Raw genomic sequence first — 16,195 nt, 5'->3', positions numbered from 1 at the left:
AAGAATCTCATGGCCGCCTCGCACCGCCTCTCGATCCTTACCCGCGCCGAAATCGATGAACTGTATGCGTTGCCGCGCTTTACCGACGAAGACCGGCATACCTACTTCGAACTCGGCAACGCCGAGCAGCAGCTCGTCCGGGCACGCACGCTCCCGGTCGCGCTCCATCTTGTCCTGCAACTCGGTTACTTCAAGGCCAGATTCCAGTTCTTTACCTGCGATCCACCGGCCATAGCCGATGATCTGCGCTACATCCCCGCGCGGCATTTCCCCGACGCGGACCGGACCACCGTGGCAATACCATCGGCACCCACGCGCCGCGCGTTACAGCAAAGCATCCTCGATCTGTTCGGTTTCAGGATGTGCGAGGGCACCGCGAAGGCCGATCTTGAAAAGCGGGCGCAGCGCCTCGCGAGGCTTTCGACGCAGCCCGGTTTCATCCTGCGCGAATGCCTGCAGTATCGGAAGCACGAACGCATCGTCGCACCGGCCTACTCGTATCTGCAGGACATGACCGGCCGGGTGGTCGCCGCGGAGCGCCAGCGCGTCTCGGCGCTACTTGAACGCACCCTCATAAAATCCATCGCGCAGCAGCTCGACGCCGACGACTCGATGTATCAGGTCACGCTTCTGAAGCACGAACCGAAGGACTTCAGCTACAGGGAACTAAACAGGAATCCGGACGTCGAATCTTCTTCGCACCGCTCTACGTCTTCGCGAGTCGATTTCTCGAGACGGCCGGGATCTCTGCAGACAGCATCCGCTACTACGCTTCGCTCGTCACGTTCTACACGGTCTACAAACTGCGCCGCATGAATTCCGGCGTCGCGCGTCTGTACCTGCTGTGCTTCGCTTTCCACCGTTTCCGTCAGGTCAACGACCGCCTGATCGAGGCCTTCATCCGTCTCGTCAACGACTACGAGCAGACTGCCAGGCAGGCGGCCAGCGAGGCAGCGCAAAACGCGCTCACCGAAGCAGGCACGCACGTGAAGGCCGCAGGCGAAGTCCTCCATCTGTTTGTCGACGGGACGATCCCGTACTACACGCCCTTCGCCAGTGTGCGCACGAGCGCTTTCGCGATGCTCGCTCCCGAACTCATCGAGACCGTTTCGCAGTACATGCGCAACATCACCTTCGACAGGGCAGGCTTCGAGTGGTCGCACTATACGGCGCTCTCACATGCGATCAAACGCAATCTGCGGCATCTGTTTGCCGGGCTGACCGTAGCCGGCCGCGTCGAAGACACACCACTGCTCGACGCGGTCGCCTTCCTGCAGGCGTGCCTGCGAAGGGGCACGCCGCTTCGGCAGCGCAACCCCTCGTCCTTTCCGACGGCGTTCATACCGAAAGCGCTGAAATCTCATCTCTATCGCCCCGGGCCCGGCAAGGCGAAGCAACTCGACATCGACCGCTACGAATTTCTCGTCTACCGCCTGGTACGCAACGCCCTTGAAGCAGGCGACGTCTTCTGCCACGATAGCAACGAATTTCGTCGCCTCGAAGACGACCTGATAAGCGATGCGCGCTAGCAGCACAAGGACGCCATTCTCGGGGAGCTCAACCTGCCGGTCCTGTTCGCGCCCGTCGAGCAGACGCTTGCCGGGCTGCACGATGAAATCGAATGTCTCCTCGAGCGCGTGAACCACCACATCGACGAAGGCGACGATCCCTGTATCAAGGTGCGGCACCGGGGCGGCAAGCCGCGCCTGAACCTGGTCTATCCGGAACCCGACGAAAACATCAATCACGCCTTCTACGGCCAGATTCCCTGCATCGACATCGCGCGGCTGCTCTGGTTTGTCGCCAGCCGCACTGGCTTTCTCAAGGCATTCACGCATGTGCTTGACCGGTATGTCAGGCATGAGGCCGATCGACGCGAGCTCCTCGCCTGCATCATCGCAATGGGCACCCACATGGGTCTGCGCAAGATGGCCGAAATCTCGGGGCTGAGCTACGCTTCGCTTGTGAGTTGCTCACGCAACTATCTTCGCGTTGAAACGGTGCACTCGGCCAATGACGCGATCAGCAATGCGACTGCGGGGCTGCCCGCCTTTTACCTCTTCAACATCGGCGACCAGATTCATTCAAGCAGTGATGGCCAGCGCTTCGAGACCCAGTTCGATACCTTCCAGGCTCGCCATTCACGCCGTAACGAGCGCGAAGTGCGGCCCTGAATGCCGCACGCCGCGGGCCACTGCCAATCGGTCTCGACGGCGCAACCGGTCAAGGAGGCGCAGCCGTTCTCGGTGAGTACGACTTGCTGCTCGAGCTTGACGCCACCGCCTTCTGTACCGACATAACTTTCGAGGCACCGAATCAATCGTCGTGCTCGAAATAAACCGTTCGATCCGAACGGTGGGTTCTCTCTTGCGATTCAGTCTGCAGCTTCGATTCGTACAGGCACCGCGCTCATTACTGGCATGGCGTTGATCGGATCAAGGCCAACCGCCGTGCTGAGCAACTGGTTTGGATTGGCGCCGGCGTAGGTTTCGGGCTCCTCGTCGGGCATCGGTCCCCAGCCGTGCGGAATGGACACGACGCCTCGACGCAGTGCGGGGTCGGCTTTGACGATAGCGCGAATGCGGCCGTGCGGCGAAACAATGGCCACGCACTGTCCTTCGGTCAGTCCGTGAGCAGCCAGCTCATCGGGATGCACAAAGGCCGGATTGAACTGCATGCGTCGGCGTATGGCGGGCAGGTGGTGGTACATGGTGTTCTGCACGTCGCGCACGCGCCGCACCGCCAGGCGATGCGTGAACCCCGGTGGCGCCCCCGCTTCGTTCAGTATGCCCCCCAGTTCGCGCTCGACGTCGTCCGGCATCACGTCAAAGCGCGCGGTATTAGCTGGCCCGCCGGGCTGCACGATCATCGGTTCGACCTCGTAGATTTTCCCATGTGGGTTTAGCTTCAGTTCGTCAAATGAAATCGAGCCGTGGCGAACCAGGGTCGCAAGCAGCTCGTCGGTGGTCGGAGCTGCGCGCATATCGAGCGGAACGTCGTCGAATATGACGGTCTTGCCCAGGCGCCGCGCCAGATCCCAGAACACGAACCAGTCGTCCACGACTTCGGATCCCTCCGGCGGCATCGCTACGGCGGCCGAGTATTGTGCGTAAGGCTGCAACATGATGTAGGACTCGTAGTCGCGCGAATGCAGGTCGGCGCGCTCGAACATCAGCTTCGGTGGAATCACATAATGCGCGAGCCGCGCAGTGTTAGTCATGAATGGCTCGATGCATACCAGTAGTTGCAATTGACGCAGCGCATCGGCGATGCGACGCTGGTCAGGCACGGCATCGACTGGATTGCCGCCGTCGACCAACAACGCACGGATCTGGCCGGCGCCAGGCGTAGTGATTTCCTGGGCCAGCGTGCCGCTCATCTTCTCGCCGAACAGGATGCCATGACCGCCGACACGGCTCTTCCAGCCGGATTCCCAGGAACGGCGTGGCGGAATCACTTCGGCGCGGCGCTGGTAGCGCGGGGCGACCACGCCGGGATTCGGTACAGGGTCGCCGGGGCGAGCGAAGCGGCCACACACGACGTTGAGGCATTCGACCAGATGTTCGGCCAGATTGGAGTGCGGCGCCATATTGGGCCCGGTTCCCGACGCGGCCGAGCCACGCTTGCGGCGCAGGCCGCCGGCCGCCCGGACGGGTTCCGCGAAGGCTGCAGCGGCGGCTTCTAGCCCTTCGACGCTTACGCCGGCGCGCTGGGCGACGTATTCGGGCGTAAACAGCTCGACCGCGCGCGCCAGTCGTCGCAGATCCTTGACGTAGCGCGCGCAGAATTCAGCATCGTGCCAGCCCCGACACAGAATGATGCGCAGCAGGCCAGCGAGGACGGTCGGGTCCTCGCCCGGCAACACCTGCAGGAAGACATCGGCATGGCGGGCGGTCTCTGTCTCTCGTGGATCGATCACCACCAGCTTCAGGCCGCGCTCCTTCGCTTCGTGGAGCTGCTTGACCGGATTCTGCAATGCAAAGTTGAATGTGGATAGCGACACCAGCGGATTGGTGCCGACGAACAATAGCGCGTCGGCGAGCGCGTACGGATCTTTGCCGGCAGCCCAGCCGCCCAGTCGCTCAAATGCCACCCATTTGGCCGACTGGTCGATGGTCATTGTAGAGAAAAACGAATTCGAACCGAGCGCCGCCAGGAAGGCGGGCAACATATGATTGGCGGCGAGGTTAGAGTAGTTCATGGTGCCGCGAAAGGCTGCGACCGCATCGGCGCCGTGGCGCTCGATCAGTGCCTCAAGTTGCGCCGCGATCTCGGCCAGCATCGCGTCAAGCGGCATCTGCACGAAGCTGCCATCGCGCTGCCGTTTCAGCGGGTGCAGGAGCCGCTCCGCGCTGTTATGCGCCTCATGCAGATACGCGCCCTTTATGCAGGCGTAGCCGCGCGTGAGCGGATTGTCGCGGTCGCCGCGCGCAGCAACGACGCGTCCGACGTCGTCGAGGGTCAAGCGCAGTGAACAGTTGCCGGCGCAGATGCGGCAGGCGGTGACAGCTTCCCGTGGCACGGCGAGCTCCTCCTGTACTGTGGCCCTACACCTTGTCACCACACAGCTTTTGGCGCAAAGGCTATAGCCGAGCCGGATACCTGTGAGATGACAGAGTACCTGCAAATGACTATGCGTTACATCGCCGCCAGACTGTCACCGCGCATTCGCGATGATAAACGACGTTCATATTTGTGGCAAATAGCTTGACGACTTGTTGCGAGCGCCGTTGCCCGCAAGTCCGGCACGCCGCGCCCCGGCGGGGACATCGGGCCTCGCGACGGCCCGTCCCACGACCCGACGGGTCTCTATTAGCGCTCATAACGCGCCCGCTCCCCCAGCCATGCAAATTTGATCGAATGCGCGTCGGTCAAATGACCGTTTGCGGCGCCTAACGCGACACCTGTCGATAAAGTGCGAGCAGCGCTTCATGGCCGACGGCTGCCCGACAGGGCCGCCGACGCTGCTCCAGGCGCAGTGCCAGCTAAATACGCCATGGATCCTTGCTGCCGTCGCCATGTGCATCGTGGAGGCTGCGCCATCATGCTGCAGCCGACGCCGCTATCCTCAACGAGCGGTGGCGCAAATACACGTTGTTCATGAATAGCGCGACGGCAGTCAATGTTGCCCCCCCGATCTGGATCGACATCGGTACTACTCCAGTCAGCGCGGACACGACGAATGCGGTGATCGGTACCACATCCATGAACAGCACGCCGTTCATCGGACCGAGGATCCGGTTTCCGGAGACCCGACAGGCGTCGCGTGATAGCCATGCTCCCAAAAGATGCGCGCAGCGGCGTCGATCGCCTGATCGACACTATGGCGGATGACAAGGCAATTTAGCGCTACCGCCTCCACCGCCTATCTGGCTCCCGCGGGAGGCGAGCCGACGCAGAAGGCGCTCCGCCAACAACCCCTGGCGATTCATGCGAGCGCTACGGCAGGTCGCAGCCCCGGATGTCCTTTTGCGCTGCGTCCGGGGCGGCGAGCTGTCGGTCATGTCTGAACGAACTCGCGAGCGAGTTTGACGACTGCGCAGACGACGTCCAATGAGAAACGCGAGAATATTTATTCCGCTTCTTACGTTCTGAGCGATTCTTGGTTCCCTATCTCGGTTGTGTTTCCTATGCTGGCAGGCTCGACGCGTCTGCTGCATCCTACAAACGCCCCCGCTGCCGCGAGGACCCCGCCGACTCGCCTGCGCCGTGTGCTGCTTGATCGCGCGGAAGGTGCCGTGAGCTGGCCGCGGGGAATCCGGCGAACGCAGTTGCTTTTGGAGGTAGATTTCCCCATGCCCGAGGAATATCGCTTCAACGTTTTTGGCCGGACTATCGCAGTCGCACGCAATGCCGAGGTATGGACCGTCTTTGATATTGGCGAGGAAGGCAAGCGCCGCCGAGCCGACATCCAGATCCCAGCCTTCGTCGCGGCGGATGAATTGTTGCAATACCTCGACGACATCTTTCACGAAAGCGCGAGCCCAGCGCGACCGTGTGTAAGGGTGCTCCTTGACGGCCGACGGGATCTGCCGCCCTCCGCGGAGTGAAGTCGTCGCCGCCGCCATAACTTCCATTCGTCCACGCGCCACGGAGCCTTACACCTGGTCAATCCAATTCGCAGTGAAATCGATCTCGAAGCGCAAGGCCGTCATGTCGGCTATCTGCGACTTCCGCATTCCGTTCATCGCTCGGCGTATGGCTGGATTCCGATACCCATCGGTTCCGTGCGCAACGGCACCGGCCCGGTCGTGCTGCTCATGGCCGGCAATCATGGCGACGAGTACGAAGGGCAAATCCTCGTTTCGCAATTGCTCCGTGAAATCGAGCCGCAATGGGTGCGCGGACAGATCATCTATTTGCCGATGGCAAACTTCCCCGCAGCCGAAGCGGGACTGCGCACGTCGCCCCTTGACGGGGGCAATCTGAACCGCAGCTTTCCTGGCAACCCGCAAGGCACACCGACCGAAATCATCGCTGACTACATCGAGCACATGAATTGATAACTCGGGACACTAGCCGAACGAACCGCGGCTTCGGTCGCGGGCGTCACGTCCGTAGACATCAGGTGGCTCGCCCATGGACGGTGAGATCAATTGCGACGGTCAGAAAAATAAACCATTGTTTGGCCTCTCACAGCCGGGATGGGATGACTCTTTGGTCTCTCGGCCCGGCCTCTCCCCGCCTCCTCATACGTTCTCTCGTCAAAGGCCGCCGCTGCACCTCGCGTGCGTCAGGTAAACCCCGCATGGCAACCTTGAAGTCCGGTGTTTAACATCCCACTACGTTACCGGTAACGTAGCATGGTACGCAAACATGCTTTCTGGCCAGGCACACCACTATAAGGAGACGGGAATGCGTCCATCTGGGATCGCCGTGCGTGCACTGTACGCAGGCGTCACATTGCTCATGATTGCGTCGATCTCAGGTTGCGCGCACAACCAAACGGCTGCCACCCGCGATGGATTGCCGCTCGCAGCCGCTCCCACGCAGGCAGTGCCGCAACTGAAAAGCGTGATGGCCGCGCATTTCAAGGTAGGCGCGGCAATTGAACCCGATTCCATCGACAGTCCCGCCGACGCCGCGCTGCTGGCCGTCCAGTTCTCGAGCCTTACCGCCGAGAACAAAATGAAACCGGGCACGATAGGCGCGGCCGCAGGTGAGTACAACTTCGCGCCGGCCGACCAGATCGTGGCGTTCGCGCAGGCGCATGGCCTAGCCGTGCGTGGGCACACGCTGGTGTGGCATTACAGGAGCGGCGAATGGACCGAGGCGCCGGACTGGTTCTTTACAGGCGACGCCAAAGATCCGCATTACCACGATATCGTCGCGGCACGGCTCCAACGCTATGTGACCGATGTCGTCACGCATTTTCGCGGCAAGGTTTATGCATGGGACGTCGTGAACGAAGTCATCAGCGACGACCCGCATCAGGTCTATCGCGAAGACAGCCCGTGGTATCGCGCGCTCGGCAAGGACTACATTGCAATTGCGTTCCGCGCCGCGCGTGCGGCCGACCCTGACGTCAAGCTCTATATCAACGAGTACAGCACGGACGACGCGGCCAAGCGCGCGAAGCTGCTCTCCGTGATACGCGATTTGCGTGCTCAGGGCGTGCCGATCGATGGCGTCGGGCATCAAATGCATATCAGCATCAACTGGCCGCCGCTGCAACATATGAAGCAGGCTTTCGACGACGTCGCCGCCCTCGGACTCGAAAACCAGGTGACGGAATTCGATGTCAGTCTCTACAGCGACCCGGGTACATGCTGGAGCCATCCGCCTGCATGTTTGCCCGATCTCGGCCAGCCGGTGCCGAACGACGTGATGCGTGCGCAGGCGCAGCGGTATCGCGCGGTGTTCGATCTGTTCGAGCACGAGCCAAGCATCAAGGCCGTCACCTTCTGGGGCTATTCGGACAAGCACACGTGGCTGAGCTCGATACCGGTGCCGCGTACCAATCTGCCGCTGCTATTCGACGCGAACCTGAAACCGAAAGCCGCGTTCTGGGCAATAGCCGATTCGTCGTGGCAGCCGTAAGGCTATTCATCACGCCTTGACGCGATCCGCTTGAGCCAGCCGCCGCGCCCGAAGTCGGTCTGCGGGGTGTGCCTTTGATTTTCGCGCATGTTTCCGGTTAGGCGCATCCAGGTCTAGCGCGGGCCCGTCTTGTGGCCCTGCATAAGTTGCCTTTCAAATCAAACACCTGCTGACATCGCTTTGCGAACCGACATTTGCGCGTCAGACCGTAAGAGGCCAATGGTTCAATCATTGACCTCTGCGCTGTACGATCGCGTCATGCATCATGCCAAGACCGTCGTGATCGAAGGCAGGAGCTATCGCATGAAAGACCAGTGCGACCCCGAACTCTCCGCTTGATGCTGCTTAGTGCCGTGAGTTTCAAACCGCCCGTTTCGCGTGAAATTGTGACCGCCGCTCACAACATCGAGTTTGGCGGGATTACTTCCCTAGAAGCAGGCGCAACCGCACGGACCTACCTGGCAGTGAGCACAGCGAGACAAGCGATAGGGGCACTCGTGGCGGTCAGGTGCCGACGGCATTGCGCAGGATCCCTTAATGCAGAGGATCTTCAGCGTGAAGTCGAGCGAATTCGCGAGTACCGAGACCCGCTATGTATTTTCACTTGCTTGCCCTGTATCTGAACCTTTTTTCAGCGCACCGCTTATCCATCGCTCCTCGGAAGCCTTGAGATGAGCACGCATCGCTGTCTGCGCCGCGATAGGATCGCCAGCCTGCAAGGCCCTCAGGACCTCTTCATGTTCACGTACCGCTTCGGTCCAGGTTTGAGGGCTTTCTGTGTGACCGCGCATGGCGGCCGCGATTGGATCGTGGCGGCTGTCGAACAACTCGCCCACAAAGCGACTGAGCACGGAGTTCCCCGCAGCCTCCGCGATCAGCATGTGGAATTGCCGGTCCGCTTCGACAGGAGATTTGCCCGCAGCCGAAAGTTTGCGCATCCGCTCGATTGAGCGGCGCAGGCGATCGAGTGTGGCCGCGGTCATGCGCGCTGCGGCGAGCACCGTTACGCTGCCTTCGATTGCAGCGCGCGCCTGCATGAGTTCGGACGGACTATCGCCAAGTGATCCCACCGCGCTCTCATCATCGATACCTGTCTCACGCACATAGACGCCGGATCCGACACGGATCTCGACCTTGCCACCGATCTCCAGTGCAATAAGCGCCTCACGTAACGAGGGCCGCGAGACGCCGAGCTTGATGGCTAGTTCCCGCTCTGGTGGTAGACGCCCCCCCGCCGGGAATTCACCCTGGCGAATCAATGTGAGGATCTGGGTAGCGATGGATTGGTAAAGCCGCTTGGGTTCTGTTGATTTCACGATGAGGTTCGGTGCCTGCCAGCTGCCGACAAGTTGAACGGCCTATAGAGTCTAGCATTTCGGCTGAAGTACCGTGGGGCAAGCGATTGCGCCCGTCCCAGGGTTTTCCTTATGGGTAAGACCAGTTAACGAAAATCATATTGGCTTGACCGATAACTGAGTTTACCGTCTAATCCGTCTCAATTGGACTGACCAGCGCGAAGCCAGGTCGGCCATTTCAAAGGAGACGAGATGAGCGTGCCCAACGGGCTGCCCAGCCTGGATGCAGAACTCCATAAGCCACCAAACGAGGAGATCCTTCGCCTCGAAGGTATCGGAAAGCGCTTCCCGGGCGTGATCGCACTCGATGGCATCAACCTCGATCTGCGCTGCGGAGAGGTCCACGCCATTTGCGGCGAAAACGGGGCGGGCAAGTCCACGCTGATGAAGATCATCAGCGGGCAATACGGTCCGGACGTCGGTGTGATCCGCTATCGCGGCGAGGCCGTGCAGTTCCTCTCGACTTCCGAAGCGCAGACCGCAGGCATCGCGATCATCCATCAGGAACTGAACCTGGTGCCGCATCTGAGCGTGGCGGAAAACCTCTATCTGGCACGCGAGCCCAAACGCGGACCCTTCGTCGATACGCGCAGGCTTAACGCGGATGCAACGCGTTGTCTTGCACGCATCGGGCTGGATGTGGCGCCCACGACGCTGGTCGGGACGCTCTCGATCGCGCAGCAGCAGATGGTCGAAATCGCGAAGGCGCTTTCGCTCGACGCTCAGGTACTGATCATGGACGAGCCGACGTCGTCCCTCACGGAATCGGAAACGGTCCAGCTATTCAGGATCATCAAGGAACTACGCGCTGCGGGCGTGGCGATTCTCTACATCTCGCACCGGCTCGACGAGATGGCGCACATTGTCGATCGCGTGACGATTCTGCGCGATGGCCGCCACATCTCGACCGATGACTTCGCTGCGCTGAGCGTCAACGATATCGTTGCGCGCATGGTCGGTCGCTCGCTTGAGGACGCCTATCCGGCCAGACAATCGTCTCCTTCTGAAGAGGTGCTGCTGAGCGTGAAGGATCTGCACCGCAACGGTGTCTTCGGCCCGGTCTCATTCGAGCTGCGCAGAGGCGAGATTCTCGGATTTGCCGGCCTCATGGGCGCTGGCCGCACCGAGGTTGCGCGCGCAATCTTCGGCGCTGACAGGCTGGATAGCGGAACGATCACGCTTCATGGGCAGCCGGTGAGCATCCGCTCACCGAGAGAGGCCATCCGGCACGGGCTCGCCTATCTGTCCGAAGACCGGAAGAGGGAGGGCCTCGCCCTGATGATGCCGGTTGCCGCGAACATCACGCTGGCAAATGTGCGCGCCATTGCATCACGCACGGGTTTCCTGCGCTTTCGGGAGGAGCAACAGATCGCCGAGCGATACGTCAAGGAGCTGGCGATCCGGACGCCATCGGTCAATCAGATCGTACGCAATCTTTCCGGCGGCAACCAGCAAAAGGTCGTGATCGGCAAGTGGCTCTATCGTGGCTCAAAGATCCTCTTTTTCGACGAGCCGACACGCGGTATCGACGTTGGGGCGAAGTTCGCCATTTACGGGTTGATGGACCGGCTCGCCGCCGAGGGCGTCGGGGTCGTGCTGATCAGTTCCGAGTTGCCCGAACTGCTCGGCATGACAGACCGCATCGCCGTCTTCCACGAGGGCCGCATGACTGCGGTTCTCGAAACCGCACATACCAGTCAGGAGGAAATCATGCACTACGCTTCGGGGCGCACCCATGCTTGAAATGACATCAGATTCGACCCAGGCCGCGAGGCAGACGGCCCAGCAACGGCGCCGCGACCTTATCCAGAAGTTTGCTGCATTGGGCAGCCTGGTCGTGCTCCTGGCGGCATTTTCTGTGACGAGTTCGGCCTTCTTCTCGGTCGGCAACCTGATGACCGTCTGCCTGCAGGTGACGTCCATCGCCTACCTGGGCGTAGCGGCTACGTGTGTCATCATAACCGGCGGCATCGACCTCTCGGTCGGCTCCGTTCTTGCACTCGCGGGAGTTTCCGCAGCACTACTGACAAAGGCTGGCGCGCCCGTGCCGGTCGCGATGCTGTGTGGGGTGCTGGTCGGCGCGCTGTGCGGGACCGTCAACGGAATCTGCGTGACGCGTATGGGGTTGCCGCCGTTCATTGCGACACTGGGCATGATGCTCGTCGCGCGGGGTCTGGCGCTGCAGATCACCGGCGCGCGTCCGGTTTCAGATCTGGGTGACGCGTTTGGAGCACTCGGAAACGGGGCGTTGCTTCGCGTCTCCCATATTGGCGCGGACGGATTTCCGGACACAACGTTTCCGGGTATCCCCTATCCGGTCGTCATCATGATCTTCCTGTTCGTCGCAGTCTCCGTGTTGCTGTCAAAGACCTCGCTTGGCCGCCACATCTACGCGGTGGGCTCGAACGCGGAAGCAGCGCGGCTTTCCGGCGTAAACGTTCAGGGAGTGACGCTTTTCACGTACGTCCTCTCCGGCGCCATGGCTGGAGTGACGGGCTGTGTGTTGATGTCCCGACTCGTCACCGGGCAGCCCAACGAGGGTGTCATGTACGAGCTCGACGCGATCGCCAGCTCGGTCATCGGCGGCACTTCGCTGATGGGCGGTGTGGGGACGATCTCGGGAACAGCAATCGGGTCGTTCGTCATCGGCGTCCTGCGCAACGGGCTCAACATGAACGGCGTATCGAGTTTCATCCAGCAGATCATCATCGGCGTCGTCATTCTCGGCACCGTCTGGATCGACCAGTTGCGAAATCGCAAGCGGTAATCACACGTAGTTCAACCACCACACGAAGTTCAACCACAAGAGAGGAGCGAGACATGCGAAAGCTATCCCTGCTGACGGTATCGGCGATGTTGTGTGCAGCGTTCAGTACCGGCGTCTATGCTGCAGGCGGCGAGATCGCCGTGATCGTCAAGACGGTAAATTCGAACTACTGGCAGAACGTCCAGAAGGGCGCGAACGCGGCGCTTGCAGAAACGAAGGGCTATACGATGACCTTCCAGGGGCCGGCCGCCGAGTCGGACATCGCCGACGAGGTGAACATGGTCGAGAACGCGGTCAATCGGCACGTGGCAGGTATCGTGCTGGCGCCTTCCGATCCTGACGCTCTCGTGCCTGCCATCAAGAAAGCCTGGGAAGCACATATCCCGGTGGTGCTGATCGACTCGGCAATCTCGGACTTGGGCAAACCGTATTACCAGTCGTTCCTCTCGACCGACAACGAGAAGGCGGGCGAACTGTGTGCCCAGGCACTGATCGCTCGCGTAGGACAGACGGGCAAAATTGCAGTCATGTCGTACGTGCCCGGCGCCGGGTCGGAAGTTGGCCGGGTAGGCGGCTTCCGTAAATACATCGCGGCCCATTCGAAGCTGCAGATTGTCGGACCTTACTACTCGCAGTCGCAGATGGCGACAGCGCTGAACCAGACAACCGATGTGCTGTCCGCGAATCCGGATCTGAAAGGCATCTTCGGCGCGAACGAACCGACCGCGGTTGGCATGGGACGCGCGCTCAAGCAGGCGGGCAAGGCTGGCAAGCTGGTGGCGGTCGGTTTCGATGGCAATGAGGATCTGCAAGGCTTCGTTCGCGACGGCACCATCCAGGCGATCGCCGTTCAGGGGTCGTGGAAGATGGGGAACAAGGGAATCCAGACGGTGGTCGGCGTCATCGAACACAAGCCCGTCGCGAAGCTGGTCGATACCGGTGTAGTCATGGTCGACAAACCGAACCTCGACTCCCAGGAAGCGAAGAACGTCCTCTACTGATGGTGGCCGATCTGCGACGAAGCCATCTGGCTCGTCGCAGGGAGCCTTCACGGTATTCCCCTGACACCTGCCTCCCCGGTTTATGAATGCTTCCGAAAAACGCGCCTTACCGCGCAGTGGCCTCGAGCTGACCAGGCTTGGCCTTGGCTGCTCCCAGCTCGGCGGCCTCTACCGTGCCATGTCGGCCACCGATGCCTGCGCATTGCTCGACGCAGCCTGGTCCGCAGGCGTGCGCTATTTCGATACCGCGCCGTATTACGGCTATACGCTCTCTGAGCGGCGCGTCGGGCAGGCACTCGCGGCGCGCCAGTGCAACGCTTTCACGCTGAGCACGAAAGTAGGTCGTTTGATGCGCCCCGATGTCGGCGTCCAGCCCGGTGAGGATGGATGGGCTGAACCGTTGCCGTTTCGCCCTGTGTTTGACTACAGCTACGAGGGCATCATGCGCTCGTACGAAGACAGCCGGCAGCGCCTCGGCCTCGCGCGCATCGATGTCCTGTATGTCCATGACATCGGCAGCCTGACCCACGGTGATCGACATACGCACTACTGGAGCCAGCTCACGGCCGGCGGTGGGTTTCGCGCGCTCGAAGAGCTACGCGCGGGCGGCGAAGTACGCGCCGTCGGTCTTGGCGTCAACGAGTGGGAAGTCGCCGTTGACGCATTGAACGAAGCGTCGCTCGACGTCATTCTGCTGGCCGGCCGGTACACCTTGCTCGAACAGGGTGCGCTGGAGCCGCTGCTCGATCGCTGCACCCGCTTTGGCACAGGCGTCGTCGTGGGCGGGGTATTCAATTCCGGCATACTCGCTGGCAACGGCAAGTTCAACTATTCGGAAGCGCCAGCCGAAGTCGTCGGTAAGGTGCGTCGCCTTTCTGCTCTATGTGAGCGCTTCAATGTTCCACTTCCTGCAGCGGCGCTGCAGTTTCCATTCGCGCATGACGCTGTCGTTTCCTGCGTGATCGGTGCGCGTAGCGTTTCCCAGCTGCAGCAGAACATCACGTGGCTCGAACAACCCGTGCCGGCGGACTTCTGGGGCGCGCTTGGCCAGGAAGGACTGATCGCCGCAGATGCGCCCGTCCCTGGGAGTCGTCAATGACCCCGCGCATCGACGCACACCAGCACTACTGGCGCATCGGAGCACGAGCCGGTCACTGGCCTCCACGCGAACTGGTCACGATCTATCGGGACTTCGGCCCCGAAGATCTTGCGCCGGAACTCGACGCAGGCCGTATCGACGGAACCGTGCTTGTGCAAGCATTGCCTGTCGAGGAAGACACGCAATATCTGCTTGACCTTGCCGGGCAGACTGAGTCTGTGCGGGCTGTCGTCGGCTGGGTCGACCTCAAGGCGGTGGATGCGGCGGGCCGTGTCGCGCGATTTGCGGCCCACCCAAAGGCTCGCGGCCTGCGCCCAATGCTTCAGGACCTGTCTGACGACGCGTGGATCGACGATCCCGCACTGGATGTCGCGGTTGAGGCGATGCTGGCGCACCAGCTTCGCTTCGATGCCCTGGTGATGCCGCGTCATCTCGATTCGCTGCATGCATTTGCGCTGCGTTATCCCGATCTGCCGATCGTCATAGACCATGGGGCAAAGCCGAATATTGCGATGGACGAACTGGAGTCATGGCTGCCAAAGATGGTTCGGCTCGCGAGCCTGCCAAATGTGCATTGCAAGCTATCCGGTCTGTGGACCGAGGCAGGCGCGTTGGTTGATGGTAACGCGTTCCGCGAGCGTAGCCGGCCTTATGTCCGTGTCCTCGCGGATTTGTTCGGTCAACAACGATTGATGTGGGGTAGCGACTGGCCCGTGCTTCGTCTTGCTACCGGTTGCACAAGCTACAGCGAGTGGCTGGCCGAATGCGAGGCAGACTGCGAGAGCTGGTTTGGATCTGCTGCGCTCGCCGACATTTTTGGTGGTAACGCGAGCCGTTTTTACCGGATTGGCACACCGAGTCACCATACCTGACCTGATCGAAAGGATATCAACATGCTTAGCGTGATCTGCGAATCACCCGGGGTACTGCGCGCTGAGGAGCGTGAATTACCCGCGCGGGGTGACGGCGAGGTACTGATGCGGGTCAGCCGTGTCGGGATTTGCGGTACCGATCTGCATATTTTTACCGGCAGTCAACCCTACCTCCAATACCCGCGCGTAATGGGTCATGAACTGTCCGCAGTGGTCGTCGAGGCGGATCCTGACTCGGGGTTCGCGGCTGGCGACGGCGTCTACGTCATGCCCTATCTGTCGTGTGGACACTGCGTCGCATGCCGTCAAGGCAAGACGAACTGCTGCGTCAACATCCAGGTGCTGGGTGTGCATCGCGATGGCGCACTGACCGAGTATCTCAGCGTGCCTGCGCAGTTCGTGCACAAGGCGCAAGGGGTGTCGCTCGATCAAGCGGCCATGCTCGAATTTCTTGCCATCGGCGCACATGCCGTGCGGCGTGCCGATGTGTCGCCCGGGCAACGGGTGCTGGTGGTTGGGGCTGGCCCGATTGGCATGGCTGCGATGATCTTTGCCAGGCTGCGCGGTGCCACGGTCGTTTGTCTGGACACGCGCGCGGACCGCCTTGAATTCTGCAAGTTGCATATTGGCGTCGATGCAACGGTCGCGGTGGGCCCGGACGACGTGGCGCAACTCGCATCGCTCACGCATTGCGAGTTTTTTGACGCGGTCTTTGACGCGACCGGCAACATCGACGCGATGAACCGCGGCTTTGCCTTCGTCGCGCATGGCGGCAAATACACCCTCATCTCGATCGTGCCGGGTCAGGTGACATTCTCCGATCCGGAATTTCATAAGCGCGAGACCACGTTGCTTGCAAGCCGCAACGCTACCGCCGCCGACTTCGAAACCGTGCTGGAGGCGATGCGTTCGGGCCGCATTCCTGACCAGGCGTTGAATACGCACCGCATGCGCCTTGACGAGGTGCCCGAAGCATTTCCGCGATTGCTGGAACCCGGGCAGACCGTTGTCAAGGCGTTGGTCGAATGTTGAATTACATGGCGAAGCAATCAGGACAGGCA

The 16,195-nt window shown here is 61.2% G+C and carries 12 protein-coding genes and 2 pseudogenes; 11 read left to right on the top strand and 3 right to left on the bottom strand.

The window, feature by feature from the left end; translation table 11 throughout:
• Positions 1-9: 9 nt before the first annotated feature.
• A pseudogene (locus tag M3I54_RS45370) lies at positions 10-2,144 on the top strand (Tn3 family transposase); the annotation flags it as partial.
• A gap of 230 nt (positions 2,145-2,374) precedes the next feature.
• Here M3I54_RS45370 and M3I54_RS21060 read toward each other — a convergent pair.
• Together M3I54_RS21060 and M3I54_RS21055 are read right to left on the bottom strand one after the other, a co-directional pair.
• Positions 2,375-4,522: a molybdopterin-dependent oxidoreductase gene (locus M3I54_RS21060; protein WP_254339445.1), complete on the bottom strand. Its 2,148-nt coding sequence runs from the start codon at positions 4,520-4,522 to the stop codon at positions 2,375-2,377.
• 520 nt (positions 4,523-5,042) lie between these two features.
• A complete protein-coding gene (locus tag M3I54_RS21055; RefSeq protein WP_254339444.1) occupies positions 5,043-5,225 on the bottom strand; it encodes a hypothetical protein in 183 nt (60 codons plus the stop codon).
• Positions 5,226-5,795: 570 nt separating this feature from the next.
• Here M3I54_RS21055 and M3I54_RS21050 point away from each other — a divergent pair.
• The 4 genes and pseudogenes from M3I54_RS21050 to M3I54_RS45365 all read left to right on the top strand — a co-directional run bounded on the left by M3I54_RS21050 (position 5,796) and on the right by M3I54_RS45365 (position 8,379).
• Positions 5,796-6,050: a hypothetical protein gene (locus tag M3I54_RS21050; RefSeq protein ID WP_254339443.1), complete on the top strand. Its 255-nt coding sequence runs from the start codon at positions 5,796-5,798 to the stop codon at positions 6,048-6,050.
• A 54-nt stretch (positions 6,051-6,104) separates the two neighbouring features.
• Positions 6,105-6,494: pseudogene (locus M3I54_RS21045) on the top strand (succinylglutamate desuccinylase/aspartoacylase family protein); the annotation flags it as partial.
• A gap of 361 nt (positions 6,495-6,855) precedes the next feature.
• The gene (locus M3I54_RS21040) at positions 6,856-8,040 is read left to right on the top strand and encodes an endo-1,4-beta-xylanase (protein ID WP_254339442.1); all 1,185 of its coding nucleotides are present in this window, start codon (positions 6,856-6,858) and stop codon (positions 8,038-8,040) included.
• A gap of 219 nt (positions 8,041-8,259) precedes the next feature.
• Positions 8,260-8,379: an ATP-binding protein gene (locus M3I54_RS45365; protein ID WP_375542177.1), complete on the top strand. Its 120-nt coding sequence runs from the start codon at positions 8,260-8,262 to the stop codon at positions 8,377-8,379.
• A 251-nt stretch (positions 8,380-8,630) separates the two neighbouring features.
• Here M3I54_RS45365 and M3I54_RS21035 read toward each other — a convergent pair whose 3' ends face one another.
• Entirely contained in the window at positions 8,631-9,356 is a 726-nt protein-coding gene (locus M3I54_RS21035) for a FadR/GntR family transcriptional regulator (RefSeq protein ID WP_254339441.1), read from the bottom strand.
• Between the two features lie 231 nt (positions 9,357-9,587).
• Between M3I54_RS21035 and M3I54_RS21030 the strand changes: the two genes are divergently transcribed.
• The 6 genes from M3I54_RS21030 to M3I54_RS21005 all read left to right on the top strand — a co-directional run bounded on the left by M3I54_RS21030 (position 9,588) and on the right by M3I54_RS21005 (position 16,166).
• The gene (locus M3I54_RS21030) at positions 9,588-11,138 is read left to right on the top strand and encodes a sugar ABC transporter ATP-binding protein (RefSeq protein WP_254339440.1); all 1,551 of its coding nucleotides are present in this window, start codon (positions 9,588-9,590) and stop codon (positions 11,136-11,138) included.
• A complete protein-coding gene (locus tag M3I54_RS21025) occupies positions 11,131-12,162 on the top strand; it encodes an ABC transporter permease (RefSeq protein ID WP_254339439.1) in 1,032 nt (343 codons plus the stop codon). Before M3I54_RS21030 ends, M3I54_RS21025 begins: the two co-directional genes overlap by 8 nt.
• Before the next feature lie 53 nt (positions 12,163-12,215).
• Positions 12,216-13,163, top strand: a complete 948-nt coding sequence (locus tag M3I54_RS21020) for an ABC transporter substrate-binding protein (RefSeq protein ID WP_254339437.1) — start codon at positions 12,216-12,218, stop codon at positions 13,161-13,163.
• 82 nt (positions 13,164-13,245) lie between these two features.
• Positions 13,246-14,262, top strand: a complete 1,017-nt coding sequence (locus M3I54_RS21015) for an aldo/keto reductase (protein ID WP_254339435.1) — start codon at positions 13,246-13,248, stop codon at positions 14,260-14,262.
• Entirely contained in the window at positions 14,259-15,134 is an 876-nt protein-coding gene (locus M3I54_RS21010) for an amidohydrolase (RefSeq protein WP_254339427.1), read from the top strand. The genes M3I54_RS21015 and M3I54_RS21010 overlap by 4 nt, the downstream gene beginning before the upstream one ends.
• A 21-nt stretch (positions 15,135-15,155) precedes the next feature.
• Positions 15,156-16,166, top strand: coding sequence for a zinc-binding alcohol dehydrogenase family protein (locus M3I54_RS21005; RefSeq protein ID WP_254339425.1), 1,011 nt, complete (start codon positions 15,156-15,158; stop codon positions 16,164-16,166).
• Positions 16,167-16,195 lie beyond the last annotated feature (29 nt).

It is taken from the genome of Paraburkholderia sp. CNPSo 3274 (assembly GCF_024206475.1).
Classification (GTDB): domain Bacteria; phylum Pseudomonadota; class Gammaproteobacteria; order Burkholderiales; family Burkholderiaceae; genus Paraburkholderia.
This window is presented reverse-complemented; position numbering and strand designations above follow the sequence as displayed.

Excerpts from the sequence above, each read along its gene's own strand:
- M3I54_RS21020 (WP_254339437.1), top strand. The coding sequence starts at position 12,216 with ATGCGAAAGCTATCCCTGCTGACGGTATCGGCGATGTTGTGTGCAGCG.
- M3I54_RS21040 (WP_254339442.1), top strand. The coding sequence starts at position 6,856 with ATGCGTCCATCTGGGATCGCCGTGCGTGCACTGTACGCAGGCGTCACA.
- M3I54_RS21055 (WP_254339444.1), bottom strand. The coding sequence starts at position 5,225 with ATGAACGGCGTGCTGTTCATGGATGTGGTACCGATCACCGCATTCGTC.
- M3I54_RS21025 (WP_254339439.1), top strand. The coding sequence starts at position 11,131 with ATGCTTGAAATGACATCAGATTCGACCCAGGCCGCGAGGCAGACGGCC.
- M3I54_RS21005 (WP_254339425.1), top strand. The coding sequence starts at position 15,156 with ATGCTTAGCGTGATCTGCGAATCACCCGGGGTACTGCGCGCTGAGGAG.
- M3I54_RS45365 (WP_375542177.1), top strand. The coding sequence starts at position 8,260 with ATGGTTCAATCATTGACCTCTGCGCTGTACGATCGCGTCATGCATCAT.
- M3I54_RS21010 (WP_254339427.1), top strand. The coding sequence starts at position 14,259 with ATGACCCCGCGCATCGACGCACACCAGCACTACTGGCGCATCGGAGCA.
- M3I54_RS21050 (WP_254339443.1), top strand. The coding sequence starts at position 5,796 with ATGCCCGAGGAATATCGCTTCAACGTTTTTGGCCGGACTATCGCAGTC.
- M3I54_RS21015 (WP_254339435.1), top strand. The coding sequence starts at position 13,246 with ATGAATGCTTCCGAAAAACGCGCCTTACCGCGCAGTGGCCTCGAGCTG.
- M3I54_RS21030 (WP_254339440.1), top strand. The coding sequence starts at position 9,588 with ATGAGCGTGCCCAACGGGCTGCCCAGCCTGGATGCAGAACTCCATAAG.